Origin of the sequence: Exiguobacterium undae DSM 14481 (assembly GCF_000620805.1) — a bacterium.
Taxonomy (GTDB): Bacteria; Bacillota; Bacilli; order Exiguobacteriales; family Exiguobacteriaceae; genus Exiguobacterium_A; species Exiguobacterium_A undae.
Genome location: NZ_KK211187.1, coordinates 2,766,008 through 2,782,801 on the forward strand (window position 1 = coordinate 2,766,008; position 16,794 = coordinate 2,782,801).

The window sequence follows — 16,794 nt, forward strand, 5'->3', positions numbered from 1 at the left end:
ACCGATGGAAACCCAATTTCCGATCCACCGTATCCTCGATGATGCGGGACAAGTGATCGATACATCTAAAACCGACTTACTGACCAATGAGCTCAGCCTCGCCCTGTTCACACATATGAACCGTATCCGGACGTTTGACCGCAAGGCGATCAACCTGCAACGTCAGGGACGGCTCGGGACTTATGCTCCATTTGAAGGGCAGGAAGCCGCACAGGTCGGCAGTGCCTATGCGCTGCATAACAAGGACTGGGTCTTCCCGACGTATCGTGATCACGGGGCGACACTGACCTTTGGCGCTGACATGGTCCGGACGTTTTTGTACTGGAATGGACGTGTCGAAGGATGTGTCCCGACGGACGAGTTGCACATCTTCCCGCCGGCAGTACCGATTGCCACACAAATTCCCCATGCCGTTGGTGCAGCCTGGGCCGAAAAACGCAAAGGGACGAATCAAGTCGCCGTCGCTTATTTTGGAGACGGTGCGACCTCGGAAGGTGATTTCCATGAAGGGATGAACTTCGCGAGCGTTTTCCAGGCACCGGTCATTTTGTTTAATCAAAACAACGGGTATGCAATCTCGGTCCCGATTCAAAAACAGATGCATTCGGAAACGATTGCCCAAAAAGCGTTGGCCTACGGGATGCCGAGCGTCCGGATTGACGGCAACGATGTCTTTGCCGTGTACTTCACGATGCAAGAGGCACTTGAGCGGGCCCGGTCCGGCGGCGGTCCGACATTGATCGAAGCCGTCACATGGCGGTTCGGTGCGCATACGACGGCGGATGATCCGTCGAAATACCGCGATCAGGACCGGTCGCGTGATCGTGTCGATCCGCTCACCCGCTTGGAAGATTTCATGAAGGCACAAGGGTTTTACGAGGAACAGGAAATCGAAGCGATTCGAATCCGCCATCAAGAAGAGGTTGAGGCGGCCGTCAAAACGATGGAAGCCTTCCCTTCACCTGACGTCAACGATTTGTTTGACCATACGTTTGCGACACTACCGGACGATTTAATCCGTCAAAAAGCGGATTACCTGACAGCGAGGGGGAATTGACATGGCGACACCAATCAATCGACAAACGGAGATGACGCTTGTCCAGGCTGTCACCGATGCCTTACGGACAAAACTGACGACCGATGAGACGACACTCGTCTTAGGCGAAGATGTCGGAAAAAACGGCGGGGTGTTCCGGGCAACAGACGGTCTACAGGAAGAATTCGGCGAAGATCGGATCATCGATACCCCCCTCAGTGAAGCGGGAATCGTCGGAACGTCAATCGGTCTTGCGGTCAACGGGTTTAAACCGATCGTCGAAATTCAATTCCTCGGTTTCATCTATCCGGCCTACGAACAAATCATGACGCATGTCGCACGAATCCGGATGCGGACGATGGGACGTTACGGTGTCCCGATGGTCATCCGGGCTCCTTACGGGGCAGGCATTCGGGCCCCAGAAATCCACTCGGACAGCACGGAAGCCCTCTTCACCTCGATGCCCGGCTTAAAGGTCGTCTGTCCGGCAACGCCTTACGACGCCAAAGGCTTATTGATTGCAGCGATTGAAGATCCGGACCCGGTCTTATTCCTCGAATCGATGCGCAGTTACCGCGCCTTTAAGGAACCGGTTCCGAGTGAGTCGTACACGGTTGAAATCGGAAAAGCCAAATGCGTCACGGAAGGTCAAGACGTGACACTCATCGCCTGGGGGGCGATGGTGCAGGTTGCCCAAAAAGCAGCGACCGAAGCAGCGACACGTGGTATCTCCTGTGAAGTGATTGATTTACGGACACTTTATCCGCTTGACCGGACGACGATTGCCGCCTCCGTCCAAAAAACAGGTCGGGCTGTCATCGTTCATGAAGCACAGGCAACGGGTGGACTCGGGAATGATTTGATTGCTTTAATCAATGATACTTCGTTCTTGTATTTACGGGCACCGATTGCCCGGGTCACCGGATTCGATGTGCCGGTTCCATTATTCGCGCTCGAAGACCATTACATCCCGACGCCGACTCGTGTGCTTGAAGCGATCCAGCGTACGATCGATTTTTAAGGAGTGAGCAGGATGATTGAAGTGAAATTGCATGATGTGGGGGAAGGCATGACGGAAGGTGAAATCGCAAACTATCTGGTCCAGGTGGGCGATCGGGTCACGATTGACCAACCGGTCGTCGAAGTCTCGACTGACAAGATGGTCGCCGAACTGCCGGCTCCGGTGTCCGGTGTCGTCACGGATCTGTTAATTCCTGTCGGACAAACGGTTGGCGTCGGGACAGTCTTGTTATTGATCGAGGCAACGGAAGCACAACCGGCAGTCACCGTTAAACGAACGGTTGAACGGTCCGAGCAACCGCAACAACAACCAACCGTGACCGCCCTCCTGACGGAACGTCCAAAACGTGTGTTGGCGACACCTTACACCCGGAAAATTGCCCGCGATCTTGGCATCGATCTGGAACTAGTTCCGGCTGTCGATCCGTTCGGTCGTGTCACGGAAGAAGATGTACGTCGTTTCGTTGAAAGCGGAACGACTCCTGAGCCCGATCAGCGTCCAGTCGCGGTCGAGACACCATCTGCGCCGGTCGATACGATTCCGTTCCGGGGTATTCGTAAACAAATCGCCAAAAAGATGACCCAGTCACTCTTTACGATTCCGCATGTCACCCACTTTGAAGAAGTTGACATGACCCGTTTGCTGGCATTGCGCGAAGAATTGAAAGCTGCCGGGAAACCGATCAGCGTCAATGCTTTTTTCATCAAAGCCTTAATCGTCGCCTTACAAGACTTCCCGGTCTTCAACGCCAAGCTCGATGAAGCAAACGAACAGATTCTTTTGGAGCGGCAGTACCATATCGGTGTCGCGACTGAAACGGCCGACGGATTGATCGTGCCGGTTGTCCGGGACGCCGACCAACTGACGATGCAACAATTGCATCAACAAGTCGCGGATCTGTCCACCCGCGCCAAGACCGGTGATTTACGGGCAGCGGACCTCAAAGCGAGCACCTTCACGATGAGTAATGTCGGACCACTCGGCAGTACAGGCGCAACGCCGATCATCAATTATCCGGAAACGGCGTTGATTGCCTTCCACAAAACGAAAAAACGGGTCTGTGTCGACGACCAGGATCAAATCGTCATCCGTTCGATGATGAATCTGTCGATGTCCTTTGATCATCGTGTGGCGGACGGCGCGACCGCCGTCGCCTTTACGAATCGGTTTGCCGGACTGATCGAACACCCCACTACTTTATTGATGGAGTTGATCTAAATGGTTGTTGGTGAACTGACCCAAGAACGTGATCTGTTGATTCTCGGCGGCGGTCCGGCCGGTTACACGGCTGCGATCCGCGCCAGTCAATTGGGACGAAAAGTGACCTTGATTGAACAAGCACAGCTCGGAGGGCTTTGTCTGAACAAAGGCTGTATCCCGTCCAAAGTGGTCGCACATGCGGCGGAAGTGAAACAACAAATGAACCATTTGACGGCACTCGGTTTTTCGATCGAGCCGACGCATGACTTCAATCAATTGGTAAAGTACCGGGACGGGATCGTCCAACAGTTACGCACCGGCGTCGAAGCTTTATGCCAGGCAAACGCCATCGAATACATTCAAGGGACCGCCTCGTTCTTGGCGGACGATCGGATCGGCGTTGAACAGGGACATCAGTTCGACACGTACCGGTTCAATGATGTCGTGATCGCAACCGGAAGCCACAGTCTTCAGCAGACGTCCCCTCTCATCTTAAATGCCGAACAACTCTACCAGCTGACCGACTTGCCGGACCGGCTCGTCATCATCGGTCAGGACTATATCACGATTGAAGCAGCAATGAGTTTTCAGGCACTCGGCACACAAGTCACATTGATCGCCGACGCGTTTCAGCTCGATCCGAGCCTCGACAAAGAACTGCGGCGGCTCTTTAAAAAACAAAAAATCCGACTCGTAACGGGCATCGTGACCGCCATCGAGACAACGGATGAAGTGACGGTCACCGTCGTCAAAGAAGGACAGGAAACGACCTGGACCGCTCCATTTTTATTCCACTCGTTACCACGGATTCCAAACACGCTGGAGTTGGGTCTTGAACGCATCGGTGTGACGATGGCAGAAGACGGCACGATTCCCGTCGATCCGGTCGGACAAACGAGCCGGCCCCATATTTATGCGATTGGTGACGTTACACCCGGTCCGCCGCTGGCAATCCGGGCCATTCATGAAGCCAAACGAACCGCCGAACAGTTGGCAGGACAATCCCCTGATCCGACGATGCCCTATTATCCAACGGTCATCCGCTCCCTTCCACCGATCGTCTCAATCGGATTGACGGAGCAAGCGGCGACGGATGCCGGTCATGCCGTCCGGGTTGGTCAATTCGCCTTAAATGCCAATGGCGCAACGACGATTGAAGCCGGCAGTGGATTTATCAAAGTCGTCACGGATGCCACGACGAGTCTGTTATTAGGTGTTCATATGATCGGCGAAGGATCGATTGAACTCGCCGGCACCTTTGCTCAAGCGCTTGAAATGGCAGCCAAAGAAGAAGATGTCCGTTTCCCGGTCATGCCGCATCCAAGCCGGAATGAAGCCTGGACGGAAGCCATCGAATCTTTGGTTGGACAAGCTATCCACTTGTCCCCCCGGCAACAAGCTATCTTGACGAAGTCGTAATCCAAAAACCGGTCAACTGAACAGTGACCGGTTTGTTGTATGAATTTTTTAGTTGAAGGAGGGACAACGATGGACTTGTACTTTACGATGCTGAACTGGAATGATACATCGTTCCCGATTGCTGCGACGACGGATGGACTGTGTTACGTCGGCGCCTTAAACGAACCGGCTGACCTGTTTCCCGACTGGGCCCGGAAACAGTTGCCGCGTGCGGATCTCATCGAAGACACCCGGATCATGCAACCGTATCAGGAACAGTTGATGGAATACTTAAACGGCACACGGACTCATTTTTCATTTCCGCTGCACTTGATCGGAACCCCTTTTCAACTGGAGGTCTGGAACGCCTTACGTCACGTGCCATATGGCGTGACGGCGACCTACTCGGATATCGCGGAACGGATCTACCGACCGAATGCAACACGCGCCGTCGGTACGGCAATCGGCAAAAATCGTGTCTTGATCGTCGTCCCCTGCCACCGGATCATCGGCAAAAAAGGGGATTTGACCGGCTACTGGGGTGGATTGAATATGAAACGGCAACTATTAGCATTGGAACAGTTAACCGGCTGATTCGCGTCCGTTTTCGGAGTACTCCAAAACGAAAGTGACCCCAAAAGGATCCGTCACTTGAGCATATAACCCACCGAAACTCGGCACGCCCAACGCTTCCATGATCTGACCGTCTTCTGCCAGTGCCGCGTAGGCAGCTGAAATTTCTTCGGTCGTCTCAAATGACAAAAGCAACAGGATGTGCGAAGCCGCCGGAAGCGCTGACGAGACGTCCCACAGCATCAATTCAAAAGCACCATTCGCCAAATGGGCATGAAAGATTTCCTGTTGTCCTAGCGCATTTGTTTCCGATAAGATGCGGCGTGGTTTTAACCCCAATGTCCGGTCATAATACGCAATGGCCTCTGCCGCTGTGCCATTCAAGGTAATGCAAGGTGTCGCTGGGTAACGCATATTCTCTCCTCCTCTTCGTGTCCCATCCCTTTCTCTAATCCGACGGTCGTTCCCTGCTTGATGCTCCGGAATAATTGGTTCTGATAAGCGGGTTCAAAAATCGCTGATAAACAAACAAGAGGCTGACTCAAAAGTCAGTCTCTCCAAAGACAAGGGTGGCAGAATGATCATCTGCCACCCTTATCTCGTAAAAAAAGAATTACTCGTTACACGCAACTCCTACAGGAAAAAGCGCATTTTTGCGCTGTCAGAGACAAACAAGACCCGCTTTCCTGCCTGAATGAGGCAGGAAAACTGGCTTGTGTCTCGCCTGAGGAAAGGGCGTGAAAAGAAGAGTGATTCTTTTTTTGAGTCATCCCCTCGTTTCATCCAAAAGGAATCATTCGTTTCACACGCTTCTTGTTCGACTGGTCCCCATGTTGCCTGAAATCCATCTGTCCGTCCTTTACGAACCATCTGTCCCGAAGCGATATGTCGTTTCCCAGCGATATGTTTCGCCCGGTCGTACCAACACGTCCGGGAAAGATGCCTCTTTGACGGCATTCGGATGGACCTGTGTCTCAAGACACAGACCGAGTGACGGACGGGAAGCGACACCGCGAATCGTATAATTTGTTTCGAGTTGTGTACCGGTGTAGAGGACAACGACCGGCTGATCGGTCGTCACTTCCAGAAAACGACCGCTTGCCGGGTCTTCCAGTCGAATCGTTTGTCCCGACAAGACGAACGGATGGTCATATCCGTTGCCGGCTGCCGTTGTTTCCGGATGACCGGACTCCGCACCACTGCGGATCGAACGTCCGGTACGAAAATCAAGCGGTGTTCCGGTCACGTCACGAACCTCTCCAGTCGGCAACAGATCCTCTCCGACGGGCAGGTACGTGTCGCTCGGCACTTGCAAACGGTGATCGAGAATATCCCGACGTAAGTTCCCCGACAGATTCCAGTACGTGTGGTTCGTCAAGTTCAATGGTGTTGTTTGGTCCGTCGTCGCTTCCATCGTCAACGTCAGCGCCAGACCGTCGAGTTGATAAATCGCATCCAGCGTGACAGTACCGGGATAACCTTCCGCTCCATCCGGACTGACGTGCCGTAAATGAAGCCGTGTTTCCGTCATCTCCATGACTTCAAACAGTGCTTGATCAAATCCGTGAATCCCGCCATGAAGATGGTGCTCTCCATCATTGGCTGCCAACGGATAAACGGTGCCCTCGACTTCCATCCGCGCTTGGCCGATGCGTCCGGCGACCCGGCCGACAATCGCTCCAAAGTACGGGGAATGGTTTTGATACTCTTCAACGGTCTCCAGTCCAAGGACAACACTTTCCATCACACCGTCCCGGTCGGCCACACGAATATCGTTGATGATGCCGCCGTAGTTCCAAATCTCGACTTCAATCCCGGGTTGCGTCAACGTGTGCCGCACGAAATCGATTTCCGGAAGTGATTTTGTGTGCTCACTCATCGTCGATCACCTGCCACTTGGCGGCTGACTGTCTCAAGAAACCGCCCGAGTCCGGCTTGTCCGTGCTCCGTCTGCTTGAAGACACCACAGTCTTCGAGACCGCGAACGAATTTTGCTGCGACAGCCTGCCGGACATAGTCTGATACGTCTTGTCCGGCATAGGTTGCCTTCAGTTCTTCCGCCCAAGCTTGGTGCGACGGAGCGACTTGGCTTGTGCCGGTGATGAACTGTTCGACTTCTTTCAGTTCACTGAGCAGACGGGCCGGCAGAACGGCGAGTCCCATGACTTCAATCAAACCGATGTTCTCACGTTTAATATGGTGAATATCCGCATGCGTATGGAAAATGCCGTCCGGATGTTCCGCCGACGTCCGGTTATTGCGCAAGACCAAATCCAGTTCAAATCGTTCTCCGCGCATCCGGGCAATCGGTGTGACCGTGTTATGGCGGACACCGTCCGTTGCCGCAATGATCTCATGCTCGGCATCTTCGTATGTCAACCAGGTCTGATACACCTCGTCTGCTGCATCGAGCAAGGCCGACGCATCGGAACTGCTCAAGCGCACAACCGTCAGCGGCCAGTGCAGCGTTTCGCCGGTGACATCCGGATGATCCGGTAACACAAACTCGTGCAACGCTTGTGCCCGGTCCATCGCAAATTCATAACGACCGCCTTGATAATGATCGTGGGTCAAAATCGAACCGCCGACAATCGGTAAATCGGCATTCGACCCGGCAAAATAATGCGGGAACTGAGCGACGAAATCCAGGAGTCGCGCAAACGCTTGACGGTCAATCACCATATCACGGTGCGTCTGTGACAAGATGATGCTGTGTTCGTTGTAATAGACGTACGGGGAGTATTGCAACGCCCACGCTTCGCCTTCGAGGGAAAGCGGAACAATCCGGTGGTTGGCACGGGCCGGATGATTGATGCGACCGGCATAACCGACGTTTTCGACACAGAGCAGACACGTCGGATAGGTCGAATCAACGATTTCCGTCCGTGCCGCCGCAATTTCACGCGGATCCTTTTCCGGTTTTGAGAGATTGATCGTAATATCGATTTCACCATACACCGTATCCGCCTGGTATTGAATATTCTTAGCGATTCGTTTTGTTTGAATGTAGTTGTTCGCCTGACTGAGTTGATAGAAGTAGTCGGTCGCCTGTTGCGGACTTTCCGCATACAACCGTCGGAAGGTCGAAGTGATGGTCGACGGGCGATCGACGAACACATCCATCAGTTCCGCTGCCAATCGTTCTTTCTCGTCCAGACGCGCTGCCGATTGTCCGGCAGCAATCTGTTGTTCAATCATCGCATCCAAGATGTCGGGAATCGACGCAGTGTCGACAGTACCCGGATCCGTGTAAGCTGCTTCGCCCAGCAATGCCAATAATCGGTTTCGTGCATACACCGCGTCTTCCGGTTGAATCAACTGGTGACGGATTGCCTGCTCTACTAATTGTTTGATGAGTTCGTTCATCGCCTTCACTCCCCTAAATCCATTCTCTCTTTATCGTACCGGTGTCTTGTAGCCTTGCGGACGTTGTTCATGCCAGCGCCACGCATCTTGAATGATCGTTTCGATGTCTGTCCGGCTCGGATTCCAGCCTAAGACTGTTTTCGCCTTATCCGATCCGGCAATCAACGTACTCGGATCGCCGGCGCGTCTTGCAACGACTTGCTCCGGAATCGCATGTCCCGTCACGCGGCGTGCGGCTTCAATGATTTCCCGGACTGAAAATCCGCGGCTTGAGCCCAGATTAAAGACATCACTCGGCTTTCCTTGTTTTAAGTAGTCCAAGGCGAGCACATGGGCATCAATCAAATCCTCGACGTGGATATAATCGCGGACACATGTCCCATCCTCCGTCGCATAATCATCCCCATAAATTGAAATTACCGGACGTTGATTGTTTGCGACTTCGAGCACGAGCGGAACAAGGTGTGTTTCCGGTGTATGATCTTCACCGATTTCCCCTGTCGATCGGGCTCCGGCGACGTTAAAGTAACGCAACGCAACGTAATTCAGACCGTAAGCCGTCTCACACCAGCGCATCATCTTCTCCATCATCAACTTCGTTTCGCCATAGGCGTTCGTCGGATTCGTCACAGCTGTTTCGAGAATCGGCATCTGTTCCTGCTCCCCGTAGGTCGCGGCTGTCGATGAGAAGACAATCTGTTTGACGTCGTGCGCCATCATCGCCTCCAGCAACACTTGTGTGCCGTAGACGTTGTTGTCGAAATACGCCAGCGGATGTTCCATCGATTCACCGACTAACGAAAAGGCAGCGAAATGGACGACCTGATCAATCACTTCCGTCCCAAAGACCGTATCGAGAAAGGCCCGATCCCGGATGTCCCCTTCATAAAAACGGGCTTCCGGATGAACGGCTTCCCGGTGACCGGATTTTAAATGATCGATGACGACCACTTCCTGTCCGGCATCGATCAGTTGATAAACTGCATGCGATCCGATATACCCTGCTCCACCTACTACCAGTACTGCCATTTAGATGACCTCCTGTTCTACTTCGCGTGCTCCATCCCCGACGGTTGCCGTATAGAACGATGCCGGGTAACCGATTGCTGCCTCATATTGTCGACCAACTGCCGTCATGAATGCCTCGACTGTCTCGTCTTCGACGATCGCAATCGCACAGCCGCCAAAACCGGCACCTGTCATCCGGGCACCGAGGACACCCGATTGTGACCAGGCGGCCTCGACCAACGTATCGAGTTCTTGTCCCGTGACTGCATAATCCACCTGTAACGACCGGTGGGATGCATTCATCAATTGACCAAAAGCTTCGAGCCGCCCTTCCGTCAAGGCATCGAGCGCCTGCAACGTCCGCTCATTTTCGGAAATCGCATGACGTGCCCGCCGTTGCAAGCGTTCATCTTCGAACGGAACCGCTTCGAATTCAACTGTCGACCACTGTCCCAGCGTTGCGTACGGACGGTATTGTTGCAGATAAGTAAGTGCTTCTTCACACTCAGAACGGCGTTCATTGTATTTCGAGTCTGCCAGTTCGCGCCGTTTGTTTGTATTCATGATGATGATCGTGTAGCCCGATAAATCGAGCGGGGCATACGTATAATCCAGGGTCTCGCAGTCAAGCAACAGACCGGAACCCGCTTTTCCCATGCCGATCGCGAATTGATCCATGATGCCGCTGTTGACACCGATGTATTGATTTTCCACCTGCTGACCGTACTTCACGAGTTCGATCCGGTCGAGCTGCAATTCATACAGCGTATCGAGCAGCACACCGATGACGAGTTCGAGTGAAGCCGAGGAAGACAATCCCGCTCCGTTCGGAATATCTCCTTTGATGAGAATGTCGCATCCCTCGTCGATTTGGTATCCGGCTTCACGCAATACGTGAATCATCCCTTTGGCATAGTTTGCCCAACCATGGACCGGTTGATGCGTCAAATCATCTCCCGATACTTCGATGATGCCGTCGGCTTCAAAGTTCAAGGAATAAAAACGAAAGACTTGATCGTCCCGTTTCCGGGCAATGGCGTGAGTCCCAAGCGTCAAGGCGCACGGAAAAACGTGACCCCCGTTGTAATCCGTATGTTCGCCGATCAGATTGATTCGTCCGGGGGCAAAAAATCGGTGGGTCGACGGTTGACCGAATTGTTGTTCAAAAATCTGTTCGAGTGTCTGGTCTGTCATACGATCGGCTCCTTTGACTGTTTTGTTGTCACGCCGCGACGAACCGGTTCGATCTGTAAGCAACGTGCTTCATAATCGTTCGTATACGTCACGGTAATTCCTTGTTGCATCAAGTAGGCACCACTGAGCGTGCGTCCTTCAACCTGATACAGGACGGTGGCCTCAAGTCCTCTTAATCGGAAGCTGTATTGTCCGATTCCATGCTGACGCATCGGCGCAACAGCCAGGATGACCGTTTGTTCACTCGCCGTATACTGCATGATCGAGGCGCCTTGATCGTCCGCTTGAATCCGCTGTTGACGTCCGAATTGAACCGTTTCCCGAATCGTCTTGTATGTTGCAATCCATTCTTTTGCTTCTGCTAATTCTTCCGGCGTCCATTCGCTTAAGTTGCCGCCGATGCCAAGCGTGCCCTGCATCGATGAGACGAACCGTGTCGCAAGCGGCAAGTTCCGACCGTTGAGCCAGTTCGGACCATCCGTCACCCAACAACTCATCATCTTCGCATTATAGGCAAACGAGAAATCGTGTTGAATCGTCAGTCGATCCAGTGGATCCGTGTTGTCGCTCGTCCAGACTTGTTCCGTCCGCTTGAGAATCCCGAGATCAATCCGTCCGCCGCCTCCGGCACAGGCTTCAAAATCAACTTCCGGATGACGCGTCCGTAAGCCGTCAAAGATCCGGTACAACGCATCGACATGCCGTTTCCACAGTTCCTGTTGCGCTGCCGGTGTTGCACCCGGTACGCCCGGTTCTGAAAAGGCACGGTTCATGTCCCATTTGATGTAATCAATCGCATGGGTTCCGAGCAGTTCATCCATCATCCGGAATACGAATTGTTCCACTTCCGGCAAGCCGAGGTTCAAGACAAACTGATTGCGCGAGGTTGTCCGACGGGCACCGGGACTATGATAAATCCAGTCAGGATGTGTCCGGTATAAATTCGAATCCGGATTGACCATTTCTGGTTCGACCCATAAACCAAACTGCATATTTTGTTGTTTCACATAATCGATCAACGGCGTTAATCCGTTCGGAAACTTCTCCGGATTTACGACCCAGTCGCCAAGACCGGCCTGATCGGAGTTTCGTTCCCCGAACCAGCCGTCATCGACGACGAACAGTTCACAACCGATTGCGGCTGCCTGATCGACGAGCGCGCGTTGTCCGTGTTCCGTCACGTCAAAATAGGTCGCTTCCCAGGAATTATAGAGCACCGGTCGGACTTTATTCCGGTCCGATTCCGGCATGATGACGTCACGTTGGAAATCGTGGGCGCGAGCACTCATCCCAGCAAATCCATCCTGGGCATAACCGATATAAAAGTCCGGTGTGACGAGCTGTTGTCCCGCTTCGAGCATCCAGCTGAAATCAAACGCATTCATGCCGCCCGACAGTTGAACAAAACCAAACGCATCCTGTTCAAAATGCATCGACCAGTTGCCGGAATAGGCGAAATGACCATAAATGACTTCTCCTGCCGATTCAGTGGCACCGTGTTCCAAAGCGAACCACGGATTCGCCTGATGGCTTGTCACACCGCGTCGGCTGTCAATTGTCTTACGTCCCGGCGTTAGTGGCGTGACTTGTTTTTGGAACTCGCCGGTCCATGTTCCCGCAAAGTGATGCAGGTTCAAGTTCGGACGTTGCAAAATCCCCATCGCAAACGACTGGGCCGTCGTCAACCGGACCGGTTGTGTTCCAGTATTTTCAATCACGAGCGACCGTCCGATGATATCGTAAGCTTCGTACAGATCGTAGCGAATCCCGACACGAAGTTCCTGTAACGGATCAAACAACCATAACGTCAATCCGGTCTCCGATGTCTCGGCACGTTCAAACGCAAACTGGCTGATCCGTTGTCCGTCCTGCCGCTCTGATTTTAAAGTCGGTTCTGTGTAGACCATCTCACCGAATGGAATGAAGTCATAAACAGCGACACCGTCCGGTGATTCAAACGAACTGTGCGCAAGCACCGGATTCGGTAATGCTTCATAGTCGGATGGATACGGCAGACGGGCACCAAAATACGTATGCAACACTTTGCCGTGCTGTCCGATCGTCACGACATGCGCGACGTGTTGTCCTTCGAGGACGAACCGCTGATTCGGCAGTTCAAGAATAGCCATGGTCGTTCTCCTCCTTACGTTGTCAGAATCAGTGTCTCGAGCGGAGCGAGCGTCACTGTTCCACTATATGTCTCGTTCGTATTCACTTCTTTATAGGCAGCATCAAGCACAACCTCACGGCTGGCTGTTGTATCGTGGTTCATCAAGAACAGGAAGTCTCGTGTTTCCCCGTGACGGCGGACGACTTCGACTTGATCCGGTGCTTCAAACGTTTGAACATCGGCATCGAGAAACGCCTGGCGGTAGATCGTATCAATCATCGCATCGTCAATCGATGCGCCGATGTAGGTAATGGTTCCTTTATACACATTGCGTGTCACCGCAGCGACTCCGTCATAAAACGTATCGCGGTAAACGGCGAGTGGTTCCGCTGTCGTCGGTGTGATCAAATCGCACCAAAGACGGGCCGGTGACGCTTGTCCGGCGAATGCCCCGATTCCTTCGACCCGGTTTTCCTGAACCGCTTGAAGAGATTCGTATTCGTCAATTTCAATACCGGCATATGGTGCGAACTTGCCCGGCAACGTCAACGGAATGACGTTATTGTGCGGATCCTTGACGCCGGTCCGGTACGTAAAGATGACGTGACCGCCCTGCTCCATGTAATCGATCAACGCTTGATCAAACGTCGGATTCGTTAAGAAATACAGAGGAACGATGATCAATTTGTATTGATCGAGCCGGTCACCCGGGAAGACGATATCAGTTGCTGCCTGACGCCGGACGGCGCCGCCGTAAAACCGAACGAACTCGGTCCGGAAATCAAATGCGTCACTGTGCGGTTGATGCGTCCAGGCCCAGACGTTTTCCTGATCAAAATAAACCCCGACTTCTGCTTGATAGCTGCTCGCGTTGATCTCGTCACCAAATGTGTTGAGTTCCGTCATGATTTGTTTGACTTCATTGAATTTCCGTTTCGGTTTTCCATCGTGATCGATGATGCCGTGGCAAAATTCTTCTGTCCCGAACAAGGCGGCCCGGAAGCGGAAATAGACGATGGCTTCCGCGCCGCGTGCGACAGCCTGATACGTCCACAATCGGATGTGTCCCGGACGCGGCAAGTAGCCGATTTTACTCCACCCTTGCGCTCCGCTGAGCTGCTCCATCACCCAAAAGCCTTTGCCTTGTTTCGAGGAACGGCAGAGATCGTGATCGCTCGCCATCTTCTCGAAACGGTTCGGTTCCGGCAGTCCTCCCCAGACCGGGTAATTGTCGAAAGCGACGTAATCGAGATCTTGCGCCATCTGTTGCTGATTGACCGCCATGTCACTGTAGACGAGGTTGTGTGTGATGAAGGCATCCGGATGAATGTGTTCCCGGAGCGCATCGACTTGAAGTTTGTTGTAATGGTTGTAACCGTCGGCACAGAAGCGGTCGAAATCGACGAGTAACGACGGATTGTGCTCTTGATAAACTTTCCGCGGTACCGGGATTTGTTCCCATGCTGTGTACGTCTGGCTCCAGAAAACCGTTCCCCATGTTTCGTTTAACACGTCAAGCGTCCCGTAACGGTTTTTCAGCCAACTCTGAAACGCGACTCGGTCGACGTCACTGTACGAACGGTCGGACTTTTCATGACCGTATTCGTTATCCGTCTGCCAACCGATGACACGCGGATGTTTTCCGTAACGCTTCGCCATTTCCGTCGTGATGGCAACGGAAAAACGTTGGTACGTCTCACTGTGGACCGTATAGTGACGACGAGCACCAAAGCTGATCGTCACGCCGTTTTCGTCTGCCGGCAATATCTCCGGATACTTATGACACATCCAGGCCGGTGGTGTCGCCGTCGGTGTCCCGAGCACGATGTCAAAATCGGCCGCACTCAGGCGCTCAATGATATCGTCCCAAAAACGGAAATCGTAGACACCTTCTTCCGGCTCCATCATCGTCCAGGCAAATTCCGCCAAGCGAACGACGTTGACCCCGAGCTCTTTCATTAAACGAAAATCTTCCTCCCATAACTCGCGTGGAGTTTGTTCCGGGTAATAATCGACTCCTAAATACATCGTGCTCCCCCTGACTGAAAACAAATTATTTTACTGCGCCCGCCGTCATTCCTTTTTGGAAGAAACGTTGGAAGAAGATATAGAACACCATCGTCGGTAAACTGATCAAGACGAGTGAAGCGTAAATTTTTCCAGGGTCACCGCCAAGTGCATCTTTGAAGAAGCTTGGAGCCATCGTGACCGTTTGATACGCTGGGTCTGTCATGAACGTCAAGACCATCAAGTACTCGTTCCACGAGTTAAGGAACGCGTAAATCAAAGCTGTCGCAAGGGCTGGTTTCGCAAGCGGCAACATGACTTTGAAAAACACTTCGAGAATCGTCGCACCGTCAATGTATGCGGCTTCCATCAATTCATTTGGTAACTCGTCAAAATATCCTTTGATCAACATCAAACCGAACGGGAGGAAAAAGGCGACTTCTGCCCCGATCAATCCCCAGTGGTTGTTGAGACCGTCAAACGAACGTAACGTGAAGAACAATGGCACGATCATCGACGCGACCGGTAACATCAGACCGGCGAGCACCATGTTGAACAACAGGCGTTTGCCGGCGAACTCAAGTTTCGAGAACGCGAATGCCGCAAAGGCGAGAATCGAGATCGAGATGATGATCATGAAGAAGGCGACGAAGAAACTGTTGAAGACGAACGTCGGGAAGTTCGGGTTTTGCAGCGTCGCGATATAGTTTTCAAAGCCGTTGACACGCAGGCTTTCCTTAAACATGACGAAAATCGGGAACAGCCAGACGATCGAGGCGAGCACCAGGACGAGGTTAATCATCCAGCGGCTTTTTTTAGATTCTACATTCATGGGACGTTCCTCCTTAGTTATCCATTTTCTTTTGTACACGCAGTTGGAAGTACGTGATCAATAGGGCGATTGTCAGCAATACGATGGCAACGGCACTTGAAAAGCCGACTTCTTGTTGCAGCATCGATTTACGGAACAGGTACGTCGAGATGAATTCTGTTGAAGAACCGGGTCCGCCGGCGGTCGTGATCCAGACTAAGTCAAACGTCTTCAATCCACCGATGACGCCGAGAATCGATAACGTGAACGTCGTTCCTTTTAAGTTCGGGAAAACGATGCTCCAGAGTGTCCGGAAGAATCCGGCACCATCGATTTTGGCTGCTTCAAAGATTTCTTTTTCAATCGTCAGCATCGCCATGTAATACATGACCATCGACGAACCGGTCCATTGGAAGATGTTGATCGCAATGACCGAGTACAGGGCGATATCCGGATCACCGAGCCAGTTCTGTTCCAAACTGCCGAGTCCGATTGCCCGAAGGAATTCATTGATATAACCGAATTGGAAATCATAGATTTGCGAGAACGCGGCACCAAGTACAACCGGACTTAATACAACCGGAAAGAAGAAAACCGATTTCATCGCTGTCCGAAGCGGTCCTTGTGTGTGCAGGAAGTACGCCAGCACCAGACCGATAAAGGCTTGGATCGTGACCGTTAAGATCGTAAAGATGAATGTATTTTTAAGCGAGAGGTAGAAATCCGGGTCACGGAACATTTCCGCATAGTTCTCAAAACCAACGAAGGCCTTATCAAACGAAATGCCGTCCCAAGAGAAGAAGGAATTGTAGGCATTATAGAAGATGCCGTAATAGATGAACGCGACGACAAACAGGACGATGGGTCCAACGAACGCCCAACCGACCATATTTTGTTTCATTTTCCCTTTGTTTTTCTTCTTCGGAGCAGTTGCCCGTGGTGCAGGCTTCAGCGGCTCGGCCTTTGGTTTGATCGGCAATTCTTGTTGCTCTGTCTGCATAACGATTTCCCCACTTTCTTGATCTTAAAAATCAGGAAGTGGCACGCAAGGCGCACCACTTCACTGTCTC

14 protein-coding genes are annotated in these 16,794 nt (G+C 52.4%); 5 read left to right on the forward strand and 9 right to left on the reverse strand.

Going from position 1 to position 16,794, the window contains the following annotated elements:
- The first annotated feature begins 4 nt into the window (after positions 1-4).
- The 5 genes from pdhA (at position 5) to P397_RS0115055 (ending at position 5,249) form a co-directional block, all read left to right on the forward strand.
- Positions 5-1,057 (forward strand): pyruvate dehydrogenase (acetyl-transferring) E1 component subunit alpha, encoded by a 1,053-nt coding sequence (pdhA, locus tag P397_RS0115035; protein ID WP_028107037.1) that lies wholly within the window; start codon positions 5-7, stop codon positions 1,055-1,057.
- Position 1,058: 1 nt separating this feature from the next.
- Entirely contained in the window at positions 1,059-2,057 is a 999-nt protein-coding gene (locus P397_RS0115040; protein ID WP_026834032.1) for an alpha-ketoacid dehydrogenase subunit beta, read from the forward strand.
- A 12-nt stretch (positions 2,058-2,069) separates the two neighbouring features.
- Positions 2,070-3,275: a dihydrolipoamide acetyltransferase family protein gene (locus P397_RS0115045; protein ID WP_028107038.1), complete on the forward strand. Its 1,206-nt coding sequence runs from the start codon at positions 2,070-2,072 to the stop codon at positions 3,273-3,275.
- A complete protein-coding gene (locus tag P397_RS0115050; RefSeq protein WP_028107039.1) occupies positions 3,276-4,676 on the forward strand; it encodes a dihydrolipoyl dehydrogenase family protein in 1,401 nt (466 codons plus the stop codon).
- A 69-nt stretch (positions 4,677-4,745) separates the two neighbouring features.
- The gene (locus P397_RS0115055; protein WP_028107040.1) at positions 4,746-5,249 is read left to right on the forward strand and encodes a methylated-DNA--[protein]-cysteine S-methyltransferase; all 504 of its coding nucleotides are present in this window, start codon (positions 4,746-4,748) and stop codon (positions 5,247-5,249) included.
- On the opposite strand, the gene P397_RS17650 is transcribed toward P397_RS0115055, so the two are convergent.
- The 9 genes from P397_RS17650 to P397_RS0115100 form a co-directional block, all read right to left on the reverse strand.
- Complete coding sequence (locus P397_RS17650; protein WP_051524055.1) at positions 5,238-5,642, reverse strand: VOC family protein; 405 nt, start codon at positions 5,640-5,642, stop codon at positions 5,238-5,240. The genes P397_RS0115055 and P397_RS17650 overlap by 12 nt on opposite strands.
- Before the next feature lie 445 nt (positions 5,643-6,087).
- Positions 6,088-7,107, reverse strand: a complete 1,020-nt coding sequence (locus tag P397_RS17440; protein ID WP_035414263.1) for an aldose epimerase family protein — start codon at positions 7,105-7,107, stop codon at positions 6,088-6,090.
- A complete protein-coding gene (locus P397_RS0115070; protein ID WP_028107041.1) occupies positions 7,104-8,594 on the reverse strand; it encodes a UDP-glucose--hexose-1-phosphate uridylyltransferase in 1,491 nt (496 codons plus the stop codon). Before P397_RS0115070 ends, P397_RS17440 begins: the two co-directional genes overlap by 4 nt.
- Before the next feature lie 30 nt (positions 8,595-8,624).
- Positions 8,625-9,623 (reverse strand): UDP-glucose 4-epimerase GalE, encoded by a 999-nt coding sequence (galE, locus tag P397_RS0115075; protein ID WP_028107042.1) that lies wholly within the window; start codon positions 9,621-9,623, stop codon positions 8,625-8,627.
- Positions 9,624-10,796 carry a galactokinase gene (locus P397_RS0115080; protein WP_028107043.1) on the reverse strand — a complete coding sequence of 391 codons (1,173 nt, stop codon included), beginning with the start codon at positions 10,794-10,796 and terminating at the stop codon, positions 9,624-9,626.
- Complete coding sequence (locus tag P397_RS0115085) at positions 10,793-12,925, reverse strand: alpha-galactosidase (RefSeq protein ID WP_028107044.1); 2,133 nt, start codon at positions 12,923-12,925, stop codon at positions 10,793-10,795. The genes P397_RS0115080 and P397_RS0115085 overlap by 4 nt, the downstream gene beginning before the upstream one ends.
- Positions 12,926-12,939: 14 nt before the next feature.
- Entirely contained in the window at positions 12,940-14,934 is a 1,995-nt protein-coding gene (locus tag P397_RS0115090) for a beta-galactosidase (RefSeq protein WP_028107045.1), read from the reverse strand.
- A gap of 25 nt (positions 14,935-14,959) precedes the next feature.
- Positions 14,960-15,745, reverse strand: coding sequence for a carbohydrate ABC transporter permease (locus P397_RS0115095; RefSeq protein WP_026834043.1), 786 nt, complete (start codon positions 15,743-15,745; stop codon positions 14,960-14,962).
- Between the two features lie 13 nt (positions 15,746-15,758).
- The gene (locus tag P397_RS0115100) at positions 15,759-16,724 is read right to left on the reverse strand and encodes a carbohydrate ABC transporter permease (RefSeq protein WP_028107046.1); all 966 of its coding nucleotides are present in this window, start codon (positions 16,722-16,724) and stop codon (positions 15,759-15,761) included.
- Positions 16,725-16,794: the final 70 nt, after the last annotated feature.

Bases quoted from the DNA above. Each gene is read 5' to 3' on its own strand.
- pdhA (WP_028107037.1), top strand. From the start codon at position 5: ATGGAAACCCAATTTCCGATCCACCGTATCCTCGATGATGCGGGACAA.
- P397_RS0115100 (WP_028107046.1), bottom strand. From the start codon at position 16,724: ATGCAGACAGAGCAACAAGAATTGCCGATCAAACCAAAGGCCGAGCCG.
- P397_RS0115055 (WP_028107040.1), top strand. From the start codon at position 4,746: ATGGACTTGTACTTTACGATGCTGAACTGGAATGATACATCGTTCCCG.
- P397_RS0115090 (WP_028107045.1), bottom strand. From the start codon at position 14,934: ATGTATTTAGGAGTCGATTATTACCCGGAACAAACTCCACGCGAGTTA.
- P397_RS0115045 (WP_028107038.1), top strand. From the start codon at position 2,070: ATGATTGAAGTGAAATTGCATGATGTGGGGGAAGGCATGACGGAAGGT.
- P397_RS0115085 (WP_028107044.1), bottom strand. From the start codon at position 12,925: ATGGCTATTCTTGAACTGCCGAATCAGCGGTTCGTCCTCGAAGGACAA.
- P397_RS0115070 (WP_028107041.1), bottom strand. From the start codon at position 8,594: ATGAACGAACTCATCAAACAATTAGTAGAGCAGGCAATCCGTCACCAG.
- P397_RS17650 (WP_051524055.1), bottom strand. From the start codon at position 5,642: ATGCGTTACCCAGCGACACCTTGCATTACCTTGAATGGCACAGCGGCA.
- galE (WP_028107042.1), bottom strand. From the start codon at position 9,623: ATGGCAGTACTGGTAGTAGGTGGAGCAGGGTATATCGGATCGCATGCA.
- P397_RS0115095 (WP_026834043.1), bottom strand. From the start codon at position 15,745: ATGAATGTAGAATCTAAAAAAAGCCGCTGGATGATTAACCTCGTCCTG.
- P397_RS17440 (WP_035414263.1), bottom strand. From the start codon at position 7,107: ATGAGTGAGCACACAAAATCACTTCCGGAAATCGATTTCGTGCGGCAC.
- P397_RS0115050 (WP_028107039.1), top strand. From the start codon at position 3,276: ATGGTTGTTGGTGAACTGACCCAAGAACGTGATCTGTTGATTCTCGGC.
- P397_RS0115040 (WP_026834032.1), top strand. From the start codon at position 1,059: ATGGCGACACCAATCAATCGACAAACGGAGATGACGCTTGTCCAGGCT.
- P397_RS0115080 (WP_028107043.1), bottom strand. From the start codon at position 10,796: ATGACAGACCAGACACTCGAACAGATTTTTGAACAACAATTCGGTCAA.